Genomic DNA, 17,414 nt, shown 5'->3' on the forward strand with positions numbered 1-17,414 from the left:
GTCAATATGCTTATCCTTGAACTTTATTCTATAGTCCTAGCATTTCGTAAGTAAGGTCTCTGATTTTAGGATGAATATCTGAGTAAGCATAACCGCAGTTACGCACATGCTGTACATAAAAAATCGCAAGATGGTTATCAACGTCAATGACTGCATAGGCTCCTGCAGCACCATCCCAGCCAAATTCCCCACAGGGGCTTTTAGAGCCGGATTTTTCCTTTTCAATAAGAGTACGTACGCCAAGTCCGTAACTGTATCCTATTCTGCCAAATTCATCAAAATCCTTTTTAGATATGTCGTTCATCTGATCCTTACGCATCAAATCAATAGATTCTCTTGTAAGTACTCTATATCCGTTTGCGCTCACCCCGTCATTACACATTGCATCTAAAAACAGGATATAATCATCTGCTGTAGATATCAAACCTGCCCCTCCGCTTTCATATTTATTGGAAAGCTTATAGCAGTTTTCTAAGGATATGGGTTTTGATGTCATAGTATCCATATCAAATTCAAACTGTTCTGACATATTTGCCTCTCTGTCAGCTGTTAGCTCAAAGCCTGTATTTTTCATTCCAATTGGTTTTAGTATATGTTCATCCAGATATTCTCCGAACTTTTGACCGGCAGCTTCTTCTATAACTGCCCCAAGTACATCATGGCTAAGGCTGTAAAGAAAATGAGTACCTGGTTCAAATTCTAAAGGTTCCTTTGCCAATTCTCGTATAATCTCTCTGGTAGTAGCTTCATTATTAGTGTCCTTAAGCACCTTAAGTATGGATGGGGCCTGAAGGTTATAGTTTAACCCGCTTTGCATGGAAAGAAGATGTCTGATTGTAAGTGTATTTTTAGCAGGCACCACTTCAGAACCGCACTTAACATTCAAATGTTTGTATTCTGGGAGGTAATCAGCTACAGGGGCATCCAATGATATTTTTCCTTTTTCAATAAGCTGTATAACAGCAGTACATGTTATAAGCTTTGTTGCCGAGAATAACCAGTATGTATTTGCAGAAGTCAAGGGCTTTGTTTTTTTTGCATCTGAGAATCCGGTAGTATGGCGGAAAACCTGTTTATGATTGTGAAAAATAACGCAGTCACAACCGGGTATACCTTTTGCTTCCAGCGAATCCAGATAATCTGCTAATATAGATTTATCCAAAATGAATATCCTCCTCAATTTTAAATTCGCATTTCATATATATTTTACATCAAACCTTATTTATTTAAAATATATCCGGCAGCTAAAAGATTAGAAAAAAGGCTATGCATGAACACAAGTTCACTCACAGCCTTAAAGAATTCTATTATACGTTATAATATTTTACAGTTTATCCAATGTTTGCAACTCGTTTGTTATGCTGTTTTGAGACTCTGACAGGTATTCCATGGAAGCAAGAAGATTTTCTATTGTAGCTTGTAGTTCTTCACTGCTTGCAGCATTAGACTCAATAGCCTGGTTAACTACTGCTACAACATCTTCCACTGTTTTCTCATTTTCTCTGAGAAGTTCTACATTGTTTGCAACCTCTTCAACCTGCTCTCTTGACTTGATAGTGAAATCAATAAGTCCTTTTAAAGCAACCTTTGCCGAGTCAATTTCAGACTTACTATCATTTATGACAATAATCTGTTTTTCATTACCTTCGGTAGTAGATTGAATGTCCTTTTTAATATTACCTAATATTTCGACTATCCTGCTGGTTGCTTCGGAGCTGTCATTTGCCAGTTTTCTTATCTGCTCAGCAACTACTGCAAAGCCCCTTCCTGCTTCCCCTGCTCTAGCTGCCTCTATGGCCGCATTAAGAGCCAGCAAATTTGTTTGTGAAGTCACACTGTTTATAAACTCAACTATTCCACTTATTTCGTTTGAACTGTTAATCAACTGTTTTATACTTTCATGACTGTTTGCAACTTCCATCTCAACTCTTTCCATGGCATTTGTAATTTTATTCAGACCCTCATCACTTGTTTTTACATATTCATGAGTCTTGTCGGACATGTCCTTAAGGGAATGGGTGGCACTGTTTACATCATTCAACGTATGGATCATGTTTCCCATAACCTTAGTTATCTCATCTACATGCTGCATTTCTTTCTCGTTGTTTGCTGCCATTTCTCCAGATGCCAAAGAAATCTGCTTTATAGTCTCAAAAGCATTGTTCATATTTTTACTGTACTCTAGCTGCAAAGCCGATACATTAGCAATACTGGTCTTAATGGTTTTTATAATTTCTTCATAGCTTTTTGTAACAACATTTATACCATCCTGAATTTCATTGAGTTCAGCCTCTTTTACATTAACAGTTTCCAGATTATTATTATTATTTTTATTTTTACCCATGGATTTGAGTACATTTGCAAATCTCTTCAAAGATTTCAATACAAAATTCAGATACATCAGAAGTATAAAAAGCAATACCAAAAGTATAACGAATGAAAGTAAAGCATACAGGATAAGATTTATACTCAGATTCTTTAGAACAGAATCCAGATTCTTTTTCGTTACTGTTGCCTCGCTATAGTAAGTTGAAGTATCTATGTTTACATGCATTACATATCTGATTTCGTTTCCAAACTTGACTGGAGCAAAAACATCACCATTTTTGTCATTAATGTTAATTACTGCTTTTCCGTCTTTGAATACTTGCTTTACATAATTGTTTTCAACTTTTTTACCTTTAGGCCATTGAGCCTTAACTCCCTGCTTGAGGTTCTGTGTCAGGGCAATGCCCTCACTGTCAACTATCTGAATTGAGTTAATTCCGTTGCTATTGTTATTGTCAACATACATGCTTAGTGCCTTTTCTACAACGCCGGATTCGCATGCAGTTTCAATAACGCCCTTATTTCCTTTTCTTGGTATTGCAGTAAATTTGAATATTTGTCCTGTTTCTTCCTTAATTTTTAAAGTAGACGGTAATACTTGGGCTTTTCCTGTGACAAGGTCTTTATAGCCCTCCCATATGGAAAACAGTGATAAACCTTTTGCCGCTTTTTCCGTTGAAGCTATAAATACGCCATTTTCGTCTGTAAGATATAAATCACTCATTCCCATCTTATTGCGGATTGCTTCAAGATCGCTGTCAGTAAGAGTTTTCTGAGAATCTATTTCTTGTAATGCGTATGCCGCATTGAGCATTGATAGATCAACCTGATTTTCTATTGATTCTATACTCACGCTTATTTGATTTGATATGTTTTCTAATTGACCCTTTACCTTTTGATTTGCAGATTTACTTAAAGTTGATGTGAGATTATTAAAATTGTTATATAGTATATCGTTTGCTACGCTAAGAAATAAAAATTGTCCTCCCAAATAAGATATAATTAATACCGAAAATATAATATAAATTTTTGATTTTATTTTCATTTTTAGTACACGCCCCCTCAATTAAGTTAAAAATACTGTATCTAAAACCCTAATATAAAAAATAGATTATTCCAAACCTCCTATCCTTGGTGTTCTTGTAAAACTTTATATATTTTTAATACATCATATTGCAACAAAATATAAAGTGTACCATCACAATCACTCAAAAAAACTGTGAACATAAGGCATTTAAATAATCTTATCTGACAAAATTTTTACTTCTATATACGAGCTTGTACTAGTTATGCTTATAAGGTATGCCTAAAATACAGCTGTTTCCGTGTACTTAGAATATAGCAAAAAAGTTTTTATTCAATTTTTTATTACATTTTTATGCATTTTTTTAATTAATTATATATTTAACAAACTAATGTATTATTTGTCATTTAATGTATATTGTAAATGATTTTTAAACTAAAATCAAGTAATTCAGCTACGTATTCTAAATTTATCGTTAACCGCAAAAAAAGAAAGAGTCTTAGCTCTTTCTATGAGTTTTTCAAATATTCTTTTCCAAGGTCACTAATTATAATTAACCGATTATCAATACCTTCTATAAGTTTTTGAAATTTCATTACTGCTAATATTTTAAGAACTTCATTTTTCTCTTTTTCTCCAATAACCCCATAAATTTCATCTAAGGTAGCCTTACCCTTTTCGGAGAGAAAACTTAGCAGCTGTATTCTTTTGTTTTCTATGTTTACAGATTGCTTCCACTTTTCTATTAATTGCTCTTTGTTTTTCTCCCAGTAATCATTGCCCATCATTTTCCTTGTTTTATTCTCAAGTTCTTCAAATTTACAAGGTTTAAGTTCCCAGGGCCTTTCCGGATAGGTTTCGTTTATTTGCTCCACTTATTTTCTCAACCCCTTTCTACGTAAACATTATTCTATGTATTAAAATAAATTTCCTGCATAGTATAAGGTTATACTTGGTTAATTAACATTATTTTTGTGCAAATTTAAACTTTTATTTTTATTTACAGGGTGTTATAATATGAACATCGTTCATATAAAAGGTGATTATGTGCCAAAGATAATTGAAAATATAAAGGAAAACTTAATATTGGAAGGGAGAAAAACTCTTATAGAAAAGAGCTACAAGGAACTGAACATACGTGATATTGCAAAAACTTGCGGTATCGGTATAGGTACCTTTTACAATTACTTTGAAAACAAAGAAAAGTTTGTCCACGAAATATTTATGGACGACTGGAGAAAGATTATAGGGCTCTCTGAAAGCCTTAAATCTTCAAAAGAGCCCCTGAAGGATAAAATCCAAAAAATATACATTTATCTGGATGGCTTTGTAGATAAGTATCTTTCTATTTTCTACGAAATTTCAATGCTTAAAGGCTATAGTCCTGAAAGAGACGATGATATGAAAGAACTCTATACCATGGTTGAAGATATTTTAAATATTGAAAAAGCAAACGGAGCAATTAAGTCTATGCTAACACCCCACTGTTTGTCCCATTTTATTGTATCTAACCTAGTGTATTTGAGTAAAACCAAGTATATATCATTTGACGAATTATATTGTCATATGAATATTTAAAAATTTTTTATTATTTTATTATTAAGTGAACAATGTTCAGAAAGGTGAAAAAATGAATACTAAAAACGACAATAAGAAAAGAATTGTTGTACTGACAATTTTTTTGTTGGGTATTTTTATGGGGGCTATAGACAGCGGTATTGTATCCCCGGCAAGAACTGTAATTAAGAACAGCTTTGGTATCAGCGAATCATTAAGTGTATGGATGGTTACCATTTACACTTTGGCATATGCAGTAGCTATGCCTATAGTAAGTAAACTTTCAGATAAGTTTGGTCGTAAGAAAGTTTATCTGACCAGCATAATTGTTTTTGCAATTGGTTCATTTTTATGCGGTATATCAAACTTTTACGGCAATTTCACATTTTTCCTTATATCCAGAGTTATTCAAGCCATCGGCGGTGGAGGAATCATGCCTATAGCAAATGCATTTATAGGAAACAGTTTTCCTCCTGAAAAACGAGGAACCGCACTTGGTTTTGTAGGAGGAGTTTATGGTATAGCCACAATTCTTGGGCCTACCATGGGTTCATCAATTCTGGATATTGCAGGAGTTGAGCACTGGGGATGGATATTTTTCATAAACGTTCCTATAAGTTTATTAATTATTGCATTAAGCTACAATCTCACTGAAAACCTTGGGGACAATAACAGTAAAATGGATTTAAAGGGCAGTCTCGTACTAAGTATTATGATTTTAAGCCTTATGTATGCCCTTACCAACCTGAACTACTTCAATTTTATTGAAAGTATTAAGGATTTGCATGTGTATCCTTTCCTAATTGTTTTTGTAATCAGTTTGCCTTTGTTTGTTATTGTGGAATCTAAAGCAGAAGATCCAATTTTAAGCCTGAGATATTTTAAAGAGCGTCAGATACTTTTAACTCTTATACTTGGTTTTATCACTGGTGTCGGTCTTATGGCAGTTGTTTTCATACCTCAATTTGCTGAAAACATTCTAAAGATTAAGACTGGAAACGGTGGATATCTTGTTACGTTAATGTCTGTATTCGCAGGTCTGGGTTCACCTCTTGGAGGAAAGCTTATTGATAAGTATTCTGCTAAACTTGTAACAGTTCTAGGTATGATTTGTACCGCTTTAGGTACTTTCTTCCTGGCATTTTATACAACAGCCCACCCAAGCTTCCTTTCAATAATGATAGGACTAGTTTTTGTAGGTTTCGGTATGGGCTTCACAATGGGTACTCCGCTGAATTACCTTATGCTGTCATTTGTAAGTGAAAGTGAATCAGCTTCAGCATTATCTACCTTGTCTTTGGTAAGGTCAATAGGAATAGCTGTTTCTCCTAATATAATGATTAACTTTATAGCTGAAGCCGGTAAGAGTGTTCAGGGTAAAATAATGGCAGTAATGCCTGAACCACCAACACCTACGTTCCCGGGTTCCCAGTATGTATCCGGTTACTTTGATATGTCAAAAATGACAAGTGGAGGTAGTGTTTCAAGTAGTTCAATAGAAAAACTTCAGTCTGCTGATGTTACTACTGTGGTAGATGTTCTGAAAGACTTCACTTCAAATATGCTTGATAAAGTAATACCAACTATCAAGGATAAAGTACTTGAAGCAATGTCAGCCGCTCCAAAAGGTGTTGCTTCACAAATCAATCTAGATAAAATTTTCAGTGATTGGAAGCTGGATTATCTTAATAAAATTGAAGGTGCTAGAGCAACTATTGAAAACACATTTCAGACTGCAATAAGCACAGGCTACAGAAATATGTTTATAGCCGCAGGTGTTATTGCAATTATAGGGTTGGTTGCAGCCCTGCTTCTAAAAAATAAAAAGAAAACAGTACAGGAATAAAATTTTTGGGGCTGTCATAAAATTATTTTCTATCTTTTTACCCTATACATGAGTACAGGTGCTAAAGTAGAAAAATTTTGTGACAGCCCCTTTGCAAAAAATAATCAAGGATTTACTTTTACTATGATTTTATAGTAGTTAAGTGATTTTTTGTCCTCCGAAGTCACTTTTAATATAAAAAAGTCATTATTGGATATAGGAGTGTTTGCATACAATTCATCTGTTTCAAAGTTTATTGTGGAAGCTCCTTCTGCATACTTGACTGCTTTTATTTCAGCTTCTGCATAAGTTGCCCTGAACAATGTAATATATGATCCGGCATTTGTTTTATCTGCTGCAGCCGCACCAGTCAGCACTGTTGTCCCGGCTGTAACACCGTCTATTGTTTTTGCCGGTATACCAATATTATAATACCCTATGGCATTACCTTTTATTGTTGACATGTGGTCTAATTTTGCCTCACTGCCTGCTCTCAATCCCGGTGTTGTTACCTCTAGTCTGCATGGTGCCGACATATTCCCTTCTTCATTAACTGCAACTATCCATACGTTGTATGTGGTCGAATACCCAGGAAGATTATCTATTATAATTCTCTCCTCTACATTGGCTGTTATGGACACATTTCCTGAAGCTAATCCGGTTCCGCCCTTTCCGTTTTTACCTGTCAATACCTGCTCCTTTGTTGGAGTTGGATCGTAATAACCAACTTCTTCTGTAACTACATAATATACCCTTCCTGTTTGATTGACTTTTACGACCAACTCAACTTTCTTTGTGCCTGCTGCCTGTATAGGCCCGCCATAACGGTCGTACACCGCAGGTATTGTACCCACAACATTTACGATAATTTTGTAGTAATTTATTGTTACATTATCCTCTGCTGTTACTTTAATAAGAAAGAAGTCATTATTTTTTATAGTCTGGTTTGAATATGCTAAATCCTTTTCAAAGTTTGCTGTTGAGGCTCCATTGGCATATTTAACTACTCTTACCTTTGATTTTGCATCATTTGGCGTAAATAAGGTTATATATAATCCTGCATTGGAAGTATCAGCAGCTCTGGTTGCACTTATCGTTACACTTCCCGGTACTACAAGATTTGGGTCTGCATTGGGAATTCCCATATCGTTGATGGCAGTACCTTTTATTGTTGATGTTGTACATAATAGTGTACTGCTGATTTGTGATAACTTTATGTTTTCATTTGATAATGGTGATGGAGCTGGTGCATCCAGAATAAGTGTATCGTTTCCCTTTGCCATTACTTTATAAGTGTATTTACCCGCTCCAGCTCTAGCAATTGATGGCCCGAAATCAAAACCCTCTGATGCCTTTTCAGCAGGCACAGTTACAGGCATTACCCATTCCTTTCCGTCTCTATATGCCTGTACCTCATAGCTTACAGCATATGGTACCTGGCACCACTTTGCCACATCCCCATCCCAATTGAGACCTTCAGTTACTGTTGAAAGACAAATTACTGTCTGCTCAGCTGAGTGAAGAGACCAGGGACCGTCTAAATACAATATACCGTCTCCTTTTCCCATTACAGTTACGTTATAGCTGCCTTCTCCTGCTGCTCTCATAGCAGCTAAAAAGTTGTAGGAGGTTGTTCCTGCTGGCAAATTTATTGGTGAGCCTACTTCCCCGGAATCACTATATAGTTGCACCACATACCCAGATTCATTTGTAAGATCATCCCATCTCGCTGTCCCAGTCTCATCTAATGTTACATTTTTCACCTGTGGCAGTTTGTAAGACAAGTAAGGTGATTTTACTATGATTTTATAATAGCTTATTGTTGATTTGTCCTCTGAAGTCACTTTTATTATGAAAAAGTCATTGTTGGTTACAGGCTCATTTGCATATTCCGAGTCTGTTTCAAAATTTTCCGTAGACTCTCCTATTGCGTACTTGACCACCTTAACATCAGCCTCTGCATAGGTTGCTCTTAAAGATGTGATATAAGGCCAACTATTACTTTCATTAATTGCCTGAGCCATTGTCAGTTCTGTCATTCCAGCTGTTACCCCTGCTATTGTGGAAGCAGGAGTTCCCGTATTGTAATAGCCAATTGTTTTTCCCTTTATTGTAGACATGTAGTCCAACTTTGCTTCGCTGCTGGCAGTTTCTCCAGGGGTTCTTATATCAATTCTGTATATATCTGAAATATTACCAATTGAATCCACAGCCACTAACCATACATCATATGTTGTGGAATATTCCGGTAGATTCTCTATTATAATGCTCTTTTCTCTATTGGCAGTTATATCTGTACTACCTGAGGCATAAGCCGGATCATCATATCCATCTTTTCTTTCCATTATTTGCCTAGCAGTAGGTTTTGGAGTATTTTTACTAACTATGTAGTGTATCATTCCAGAATCGTCTGCTTTTACAATAATCTCTGCTTTCTTTGTTCCCGTCGCCTGCATCTGTCCCTCTATGGGATAGTATCCTAAAAAAGGTGCATTTGCATCAACAGTCACTATTATTTTATAGTATCTTATTTGTGTATTGTATGATGATGTTACCTTTACTATAAAAAAATCATTATCTGATATAGGTTCATTTGCATATGCAGCATCCGTTTCAAAATATCGTGTCCATGCCCCATATTTATATTTGACTGCCTTTACCTTTGCCCCAGGAGCATTTTGAGCAAATAGTGTAATAAACGCCCCTGCATTAGATGTGTCCGCTGCTTGAATACCATTTAGCAACACTTTTCCCGGGGTAATAGAGCCCTCTAATGACCCTGCTGGGGTTCCCAAGTCTGCTATTTTAACCCCTTTTATAGTTGACGCCGTACTCAACGTGGCATCATTCCCAGGATCATATGCATTTATATTTACCTGAAAGCATAAGGAAAAAAAAGCAGTTAAAGCTATCATTATGCAAAACTTGTTTATAGAAAAAAAACTTGTTTTACCCATTCTTGCATTCTCCTTTAGTTGAGCTTTATACCCCGTCCTTTTTAAACTGGTTTACAATTCTGCAATGATTTACATAGTCTGCATCAGTCTTTACCTCACTGGAATAGTTCAGTCCATAGGGCCAAAAATGCTGACTGTCCCCATGTACAACATCCGTTGAAACACCAGTAATATTTCTTAATTCTTCTGTACCGTATATTCCTGTATATATGCCATTTTTTACCAAAGAATACCAAGCTGAGCTCTGTCCTACACCCACAGTATGAGCAATTTCATGCATAGCGGTGCAGGTGTCCATATAACTTCTTGATGCTCCAAATCTTATAGTTCCGTTTATACTTCCATCTGCTGTAGAAACTGATGGGTTGTAATATACAGTTAACTGCTTGCTGATATTAGTGAGATTATTATAGTATAGAACTGCAGAATCCATAGCGGCTTTTATTTTTGCATATGCATCGGCTTGGTCGGCTGTGGGATTTTGCTCTCTAACCAGTGTATATGTAATGTTGCCTGTTGTTTGAGGAACAAGATACCACTGCTGATTTTTGCCTCCATTGTCAGTCCATTGGGCTACATCACCTCCGTTGGCTGTAGATACACTTAACACATCCAGCAACTTTCCGCTTCTCATGTTAACTATTTTATAGTATCCCCCGCCAATATCTATCAATCTCCATTTTTGAGAATCACTCCCACTATCTGTTCCCTGAATAGCGTCACCGCCATTTTCAGTTGAGGAGTTAAGTATTTCCAGAAGCTTTCCACTATTGCGGTTAACTATTTTGTAGTATCCTCCACCTGCATCTGCAAAGCTCCATTGCTGATTTGTTCCACCAGTGAGGCCCCACTGAATAACATTTCCTCCATCAGCAACAGATGCACCTGATACATCTAGAAGTTTACCGCTGTTACGATTGATTATCTTGTAATTAACACCTGTCTTAATATTGCTTACAGGAGCATTTATAGGCAGTGTAGTTACTATTCCCAGCAAATACTGTTTCAAAATAGCATAATCCACTGAATCTGCGGCATTATCCAAATTGAGATCCATACTACTATTGTATGTACGTTCTGAATCCATAAGGTATTGTTTAAACCCTGCCAAGTCCAATGCATTAATGTTCCCGTCACCATTGTAGTCGCCATAGATTAGCGAATTTCCTGAAGCCGTTCCGACAGTCAAAGAAATACCTGAATTGAATACCACTGCCAAAAGCAGTGTAAAAGTAACTATCAATCCCTTGATTTTCATTATCCTACCATCTCCTTTTTATATTTGTAATGTAATGGTATAATATCAAGGTTTTTCAAGTTAATCAATAAGTCCCCATATAACTATAAGTTATCTATATTATTATTTTTTTCATGTACTGTAGAGTGGTTTATTTTTCCGTCATCCAGTGAATCCTTTATAAGCTCATACCATTCCTGAAGTTTTTTCTCAAGAAGGTTTTTTGAAATAAACAATCTAATCCACAAAGGCATAGCATTATAAAGCTGGTTAAGTACAGCATTAAACCTTTCCTGTCCTTTTTTACTTCCCGTAATAACCTGCTCTGCCTGTATAATCATTTTATATGCCATTTCCCTTAACTTTGTCCAACGGTGTTTTGTTATCAGGTAAATAACGTATCCTGCAAACCCTATGGCAATTAATATAACAAACCAGTAATCAATGAAAAATTCCCTCATTAGACTTACCCCCCATATAAGCAATGTCCATTTTTAACTTTCTAAAAAAGAAGGTAAAATGAAGGTACTATTTACAACCGGGGTTGCTTTAAGACAAGCAGAGGGACAAAAATAGCAGATACAGCACACTCATGAGTGTGCTGTATCTGCTATTTAATTAGATAAAATTATTCTTCATCTTTAGAATCTTCAGATTCATTATTTCCTTCTTCTGATTCTCCCCGCGTTTCTCCCCGAGTTGTTTTCATTGCTTCAAGTTTCGGGCCAAGCTTTTGTTTATATGCCTTTGGAGCTTTTTCATAAAACATTCTCAAAAGCAACTCTTCAGTAACAACTTTAACTTTGTGCTCCAAAATCCAGCTCTCTATCTCACGTCTTATCATGGATCTGAAAATTGGAGGAACTGCAGACATTACTGCTTTAAACATTTTTCTGCTGTTGCCTTTCCAAGTAACATTGTTTAATGCTGAACTCCTCATTACTACCTCCTACCCGCATAGCTGCATCCATAAAATAATAATACATACTATGGCGGATAATGAGTTTTGGTTCTAATTCCACTTATAAAAGTCCCTTTATAAGTTCAGCATGGCTCTTTGCTGACAAATATGACAATGGTACGTCAAATACTGTTTTGGCTCCGTAGCTGCTTTCTTTGTTCATGCGTACGGCAGCTCTTGCATATGCAACCAATACATTTGCAGTAAACTCAGGGTTGCTGTCCAGTTTGAGTGAAAATTCTATAATATGGTTGTTAACTGTATCTATACCCGTCTTACCGCTTCTGAAAACAAATCCTCCATGGGGCATTTTGGAATGGTTACTTTTCAGTTCCTCTTCACTTACAAAATGTACTACTGTGTCATAGTCTGCAAAATAGTTTGGCATATTCTTTATGTCCGCTTCTATTTTTGCCTTGTCTGCACCTTCTTCTGCTACTACAAAACACTCTCTCAAATGCTTCTGTCTTGTGGACAATTCAGGATTTTTACCGTTTCTTACACTTTCAACGGCATCATCTATAGGAATAGTATACTGAATTGCATTCTTTACTCCCGTTACTCTTCTGATTGCATCAGAATGTCCCTGACTTACTCCTTTACCCCAGAATGTATAATCGTTTCCTTCTGGCAGAATAGCGCCTGACAACATTCTTATCATTGAGAACAATCCAGGATCCCATCCAACGGATATAACTGCAGTTTTCTTTGCTGCCTCGGCAGCATTATTTACTTTTGCAAAATACTCAGGAATTTTTGCATGTGTATCAAAGCTGTCAACAATATTGAACATAGCTGCAAATTTAGGCCCTTGTTCAGGAAGGTCTGTTGCAGAACCCCCGCATAGAATCATTACATCTATATCATTTTTATATTTTTCAGCGTCTTTTATATCCACTACCTTGACTCCAGTAGTCTTTAAAACCACACTTTCAGGATTTCTTCTGGTAAATACGGCAACCAGCTCTGTATCACTATTCTGTCTTATTGCCGCTTCAACTCCCTTACCTATATTCCCATATCCTACGATACCTATTCTTATCTTGTTCATCATTAATCCTCTTTTCCATTATAATTTGATTTTATTAAATATTGAAGCCTGCTATTAGGTCCTCAAATGTGTCCCTGCGTCTTATCAACACAGGCTCACCGTCTTCCTTTATAAGTACTTCTGCAGGTCTTAGTCTCATATTGTAGTTTGAACTCATTGCAAAACCATAGGCCCCTGCATCCATTATTCCAAGAATATCTCCTTCTTTTATGACAGGTAGTTTTCTGTTTTTTGCAATAATATCACCACTTTCGCAGATATTACCTACAACTGTTACCTCTTCTTCTTCACTGTCATTTAAAGGATTTCCGTTTCTGTATACTTCTATATCGTGGTGTGAATCGTACATAACAGGTCTTGCCAGCACATTGAATCCAATATCAGTACCAACATACTTGTTACCATAATTTGATTTTGTGGCATAAACATTACCCAAAAGCACTCCGCTTTCTGCAACAATATAACGGCCGGGCTCGGTTTTAAACAAAATCTTCTTTCCATACTTGTCAGTCCATTGCTCAAGAACCTGTGTAAGCTTTTCCTTAAAGCTTGCCAAATCAAGAGGTGCTTGGCCTTCCTGCTTTTTATAAGGAATTCCGAACCCTCCGCCCATATCAACGAAATCTATGTCTTCAAACTGTTCTGCTACGGCTAGTAAGGATTTTACTCCTTCAATGTATGAATCACCTTCCATAAACAGTGAACCTATGTGCTGGTTTACTCCGCAGATTTTCATATTATACTTTTTGGCAATTGCCTTAACCTCATCCACACAGTCAATGTTTACTCCAAACTTTGTTTTTTTTCCGGCTGTTACAACCTTCTCATGGTGACCTGCTCCTACTCCAGGATTAAACCTTACAGCGGCCTTTCCTCCTGGATTGATTTTGCCCAACATTTCAAGCTGTGAAAGTGAATCCACACTTACCAATACACCGTTATCAACCGCATACTTTAGTTCTGATTCCGATACGTTGTTTGGCACAAAAAACAAATTTTCAGGCTTAAAACCCGCATAAAGCAAAAGCTGTATTTCTCCGGCAGACATAGCATCAGCTCGCAGTCCTTCTTCTTTCACAATCTTCAGAATAGTAAGGTTTGAATTTGCTTTTATGGAGTAGTTTGGGATAAAATTTTTGTAATCCACAAGATTCTTCATATCTCTACACTTTTGTCTCAATATTTTTTCATTGTAGACATATAATGGGCTCCCATATTCATTTATTAGCTTTTCCGGATTTGAATTACCGAAAAAGTTTGTTTTTGTTGAATAGTATTCTGTCATAATATACACCTTTCTTTATTTAATTTGTAATATTATAAACCTCTTTCTGCATATAGGTGCTACTTCATTTCTGATTATTTTCAATTTTTATAAGTTTGATTTCATTAGTCAAAGAATCTTTTATAACATCAACCATATTCTTATTCATTGAAAATAATCCTGTAGCATCAAATTCACTTAAATGTCCTGTCAGAACATTAGAAGAATCTGTAATAAGTCTGACGCTTCCGGGCTTTTTTTGGGATTTATAACATATAAAACCATCCATGTCGATACAATCAGAGGTTATCAGAACTACTTTGAGTCCTCTTTCCTTTGCACGGATAAGTTCTTCTAGAACAAGTTCCAACTGATTTCTGGCTATTGAAATATATATCCTGTATTGAGCCTCATTTATCAGGTTTTTCATTTTATTAACTATCTGCTTAGCTCCATTTATGGTTACAAAAGTATCCTTGGGTATATTAACCTTTGGAATCTCTTCAATTACCTTTATGGTCTGTGAAAACTTTCTTTTCAGGTTTTCAACAAGCTCATTAACAGGCACCGCACCATATTGGGCTGTTTCACCGCTTATTTTGTAAGCACCGCCCTTGTCGCACAAACCGGCAAGACCAAGATACGCGTTTGATCTTGGAATCCCTGTGAGCTTGGACGCTTCGTATCCTGTTAGTTCGCCTTCCCTGCAGAGAGTAATATACAAAACAGACTCATGTCTGGTAAAACCCGCCTGCATCAGAGCATCAATAATATCCACCTGCAACATCTCTCTTCATAAAAATAGTGGTTCTATATAAAACCACTATATAATATTTCTAGTTTTTTGTCAACGGATACCTCCTATATTAAACTTCTTTTCCAGAATCTCTAGGTCCCCTGGAGATGGCTCTATATCGCCATAACGTACAGCATTGTAGCTTTCAGACATTAAACTGTTGATTTCTGTTTCAGAAGGTACTGCCTCAGAAGCACCTCTTGATATTTCATCTGCAGTTGAAGATTTTTTTATATTAACTCCTATTTGCCTAGATTTATCAACAAAGTTTCTAAACAATCTTCTTATTTTAGCTTTCCTATCAGGTAATTTGCTATAAGGAACTTCTCTTCTGAATAGTCCCTTTGTCCTGCTAATAAATCTGTCGGTGATTTTTTTTATATTTTTACCGTAAAGGCTTTGCTTTTCATCAATGAGTCCGTTTTCGTTTACTATTATGGCTGCCGATTCTCTATTGGCAAGCCACCTGATGATACCGCGTACAAGTTTGATTATCAATTTTGCTATTGTGTACAAAATGTATACTGTAAAAGCTGCTATTAATATTACTGCAAATATATCAAGAATTACCTTCAGTATTTCATCAAAGAGACTTGAGGATGCTTTAGCTCCCTGAAATTGTTGTGCAGGTATTTGATTTTCCTCTGAGTGAGTTGCTTCGGGACTTAGCAACATAACTAAAAACTGGAATATTCTTCCTATTAATCTCAATACAAACTTATAAATTTCTGATACTCTTCCAAAAGTGCCCATTATTATAAGCACTAAAAGTATTACTCCACCGAATATCCTATTATTCTTTCGTTGGGTTCTGCTTATGTCCATGGCAGCTTTCCCAAAGCTTCTGGAATCATCTACCTGCCTTACTATCAATAGTATAACAGCAGAAATCACAGAAATACAAATTGCTGCATTTCCATATGGTACACTGTCGCTCATATCGCCCACATTGTTTATTACCCCGCAGATGACATTTATAATAAGTGCAGATACTGCAGTCTGCATAGACAAATCATTTTCTTTTTTCAAACTGTACCGGATACTAATAAGAACTACCATAAACATTACGGTTACAATAAGTCTCCCAAGGACAGTATTGGTACTTGCAACTCCAATAAAAATTGATACAGCCAAAGAGACAGGATTATGCAAATAGGCTTTTATATTTAAGCTACACACCCATGACGACAGAAAAGTAATAACCACTATGATAACTGATAAAATAAGAGCATTATCCGCTGGAAGTACAAACTGCATAATAAAAAAATTCAATGGTATCAAGGCTAAACTTTGCAATACATTAGAGAGCAAAAACATTTTTGACATTATTCCACCTCACTTTCAGAAATAATCCAAGTCTCAACATCATGACCGGATTGTTTCAGTTCATAAATCTGTTCCTGGATTTTTTCATCATTGTAAAGAGAAATAATAAGTATATCTGTATCCTTCGGAATAGTGCTTTTTATGTTTTTTATCATTGTATAAAAGGATAACACTCTATTAAGCTGCAATTTTGCCATGGCTTCAAAAATAGTAAAAAGCTGAATCTGACTGCAGCGTGAGGGTATATTTACAATTTCATTTTGGTCTCTGAAGTGTCCGTTACAGCAAAACCCTGTAGCTATCCCCTGTTTAATTGCTTTGTCAACTATTGAAGCACAGAAATGTATTCCCAACTCTATTTTTTCACATTCTTTCTCATTAGGGTAATTATCCTGACTACTGCTGGAATCAATATTAAACAGAATCAAGAGTTTTGTATCTGCCGAATAGTCATACTTATATACCTGAAGTGAATTGGTTCTTGCCGTTGACTTCCAGCTAATGGACGAAATAGGGTCTCCTGCCTGATACTCTCTCACTCCTGCTACAAGAAACGGGTCTGGGTTTATAAATCTTCTTACAACTGCATCACCTTGGAGAGATTGGTAACACTGAACCATTCTGTTTTCGGAAAGAGGACTTGGATAGACAAGAAGTCTGACCTCATTTTCATATGATGATATCTTAGTAACAAAGCCCAATATGTCCCCTGCTGTTAGCGTCACATTCCCCACGTTATATTCACCTCTTTTAAGACAGGTGACAGTATGGGTTCTTTTCAACCGATAAAAAGGCATTATTGAAAAAACGCTTCTATGATAGCCTCCCTGAGAAACCTGCATATTTTTAATAGCACTAAACTCTAGGTTCGGACTTATCCGAGATTCTGCTTTCATCCATGGAATGGGCAGAAAACTATTGTTTTCTATGTCCTCAATCATTGATATTTTATCACCCTCAAAAACTGAGGTTTCAGAAATAGTTCTGCGGTAAACAACTCCTTTAAGCAAAAGCCGCTTAAAAAGAATAGTTTCAATGAGAATCAGCAGCGGCAGAGCAAGTGCAATCTGCAAAAATAACATACTTCC

General features: G+C 36.1%; 14 protein-coding genes. 2 read left to right on the plus strand and 12 right to left on the minus strand.

Features of this window, described 5'->3' with window-relative positions; all coding sequences use genetic code 11:
• Positions 1–28: 28 nt before the first annotated feature.
• From K412_RS0104000 to K412_RS0104010, 3 genes are all read right to left on the minus strand, one after another.
• A complete protein-coding gene (locus tag K412_RS0104000; RefSeq protein ID WP_024831918.1) occupies positions 29–1,162 on the minus strand; it encodes a serine hydrolase domain-containing protein in 1,134 nt (377 codons plus the stop codon).
• A gap of 162 nt (positions 1,163–1,324) precedes the next feature.
• Entirely contained in the window at positions 1,325–3,373 is a 2,049-nt protein-coding gene (locus K412_RS0104005) for a methyl-accepting chemotaxis protein (RefSeq protein ID WP_024831919.1), read from the minus strand.
• Positions 3,374–3,861: 488 nt separating this feature from the next.
• Positions 3,862–4,227 (minus strand): hypothetical protein, encoded by a 366-nt coding sequence (locus tag K412_RS0104010; RefSeq protein WP_024831920.1) that lies wholly within the window; start codon positions 4,225–4,227, stop codon positions 3,862–3,864.
• Positions 4,228–4,369: 142 nt separating this feature from the next.
• On the opposite strand from K412_RS0104010, the gene K412_RS0104015 reads away from it, so the two are divergent.
• Together K412_RS0104015 and K412_RS0104020 are read left to right on the plus strand one after the other, a co-directional pair.
• A complete protein-coding gene (locus K412_RS0104015; protein ID WP_051461010.1) occupies positions 4,370–4,930 on the plus strand; it encodes a TetR/AcrR family transcriptional regulator in 561 nt (186 codons plus the stop codon).
• A gap of 52 nt (positions 4,931–4,982) precedes the next feature.
• Entirely contained in the window at positions 4,983–6,755 is a 1,773-nt protein-coding gene (locus K412_RS0104020; RefSeq protein WP_024831922.1) for an MFS transporter, read from the plus strand.
• Between the two features lie 104 nt (positions 6,756–6,859).
• Here K412_RS0104020 and K412_RS0104025 read toward each other — a convergent pair whose 3' ends face one another.
• From K412_RS0104025 to K412_RS0104065, 9 genes are all read right to left on the minus strand, one after another.
• Entirely contained in the window at positions 6,860–9,691 is a 2,832-nt protein-coding gene (locus K412_RS0104025) for a hypothetical protein (protein ID WP_024831923.1), read from the minus strand.
• A gap of 25 nt (positions 9,692–9,716) precedes the next feature.
• Positions 9,717–10,949: an RICIN domain-containing protein gene (locus tag K412_RS0104030; RefSeq protein WP_034847137.1), complete on the minus strand. Its 1,233-nt coding sequence runs from the start codon at positions 10,947–10,949 to the stop codon at positions 9,717–9,719.
• 83 nt (positions 10,950–11,032) lie between these two features.
• Positions 11,033–11,389: a hypothetical protein gene (locus K412_RS0104035; RefSeq protein ID WP_024831925.1), complete on the minus strand. Its 357-nt coding sequence runs from the start codon at positions 11,387–11,389 to the stop codon at positions 11,033–11,035.
• A 167-nt stretch (positions 11,390–11,556) separates the two neighbouring features.
• A complete protein-coding gene (locus K412_RS0104040; protein WP_024831926.1) occupies positions 11,557–11,868 on the minus strand; it encodes a hypothetical protein in 312 nt (103 codons plus the stop codon).
• Positions 11,869–11,950: 82 nt separating this feature from the next.
• Positions 11,951–12,940, minus strand: a complete 990-nt coding sequence (locus tag K412_RS0104045) for a diaminopimelate dehydrogenase (protein ID WP_024831927.1) — start codon at positions 12,938–12,940, stop codon at positions 11,951–11,953.
• 34 nt (positions 12,941–12,974) lie between these two features.
• Positions 12,975–14,225: a diaminopimelate decarboxylase gene (gene lysA / locus K412_RS0104050; RefSeq protein WP_024831928.1), complete on the minus strand. Its 1,251-nt coding sequence runs from the start codon at positions 14,223–14,225 to the stop codon at positions 12,975–12,977.
• Between the two features lie 64 nt (positions 14,226–14,289).
• Positions 14,290–14,991 (minus strand): TrmB family transcriptional regulator, encoded by a 702-nt coding sequence (locus tag K412_RS0104055; protein ID WP_242835522.1) that lies wholly within the window; start codon positions 14,989–14,991, stop codon positions 14,290–14,292.
• A gap of 60 nt (positions 14,992–15,051) precedes the next feature.
• On the minus strand, positions 15,052–16,326 hold the full coding sequence (locus K412_RS0104060; protein ID WP_024831930.1) for a hypothetical protein: 1,275 nt from the start codon (positions 16,324–16,326) through the stop codon (positions 15,052–15,054).
• A complete protein-coding gene (locus K412_RS0104065) occupies positions 16,326–17,408 on the minus strand; it encodes a DUF58 domain-containing protein (RefSeq protein WP_024831931.1) in 1,083 nt (360 codons plus the stop codon). Before K412_RS0104065 ends, K412_RS0104060 begins: the two co-directional genes overlap by 1 nt.
• Between the last annotated feature and the right edge of the window lie 6 nt (positions 17,409–17,414).

Origin of the sequence: Ruminiclostridium josui JCM 17888 (assembly GCF_000526495.1) — a bacterium.
GTDB classification, from domain to species: Bacteria; Bacillota; Clostridia; order Acetivibrionales; family DSM-1351; genus Ruminiclostridium; species Ruminiclostridium josui.

What these genes read in the sequence shown, in the direction of transcription:
- K412_RS0104030 (WP_034847137.1), bottom strand. Translation starts at nt 10,949, where the DNA reads ATGAAAATCAAGGGATTGATAGTTACTTTTACACTGCTTTTGGCAGTG.
- K412_RS0104060 (WP_024831930.1), bottom strand. Translation starts at nt 16,326, where the DNA reads ATGTCAAAAATGTTTTTGCTCTCTAATGTATTGCAAAGTTTAGCCTTG.
- K412_RS0104055 (WP_242835522.1), bottom strand. Translation starts at nt 14,991, where the DNA reads ATGTTGCAGGTGGATATTATTGATGCTCTGATGCAGGCGGGTTTTACC.
- K412_RS0104005 (WP_024831919.1), bottom strand. Translation starts at nt 3,373, where the DNA reads ATGAAAATAAAATCAAAAATTTATATTATATTTTCGGTATTAATTATA.
- K412_RS0104020 (WP_024831922.1), top strand. Translation starts at nt 4,983, where the DNA reads ATGAATACTAAAAACGACAATAAGAAAAGAATTGTTGTACTGACAATT.
- K412_RS0104040 (WP_024831926.1), bottom strand. Translation starts at nt 11,868, where the DNA reads ATGAGGAGTTCAGCATTAAACAATGTTACTTGGAAAGGCAACAGCAGA.
- lysA (WP_024831928.1), bottom strand. Translation starts at nt 14,225, where the DNA reads ATGACAGAATACTATTCAACAAAAACAAACTTTTTCGGTAATTCAAAT.
- K412_RS0104065 (WP_024831931.1), bottom strand. Translation starts at nt 17,408, where the DNA reads ATGTTATTTTTGCAGATTGCACTTGCTCTGCCGCTGCTGATTCTCATT.
- K412_RS0104045 (WP_024831927.1), bottom strand. Translation starts at nt 12,940, where the DNA reads ATGAACAAGATAAGAATAGGTATCGTAGGATATGGGAATATAGGTAAG.
- K412_RS0104015 (WP_051461010.1), top strand. Translation starts at nt 4,370, where the DNA reads ATGAACATCGTTCATATAAAAGGTGATTATGTGCCAAAGATAATTGAA.
- K412_RS0104035 (WP_024831925.1), bottom strand. Translation starts at nt 11,389, where the DNA reads ATGAGGGAATTTTTCATTGATTACTGGTTTGTTATATTAATTGCCATA.
- K412_RS0104025 (WP_024831923.1), bottom strand. Translation starts at nt 9,691, where the DNA reads ATGGGTAAAACAAGTTTTTTTTCTATAAACAAGTTTTGCATAATGATA.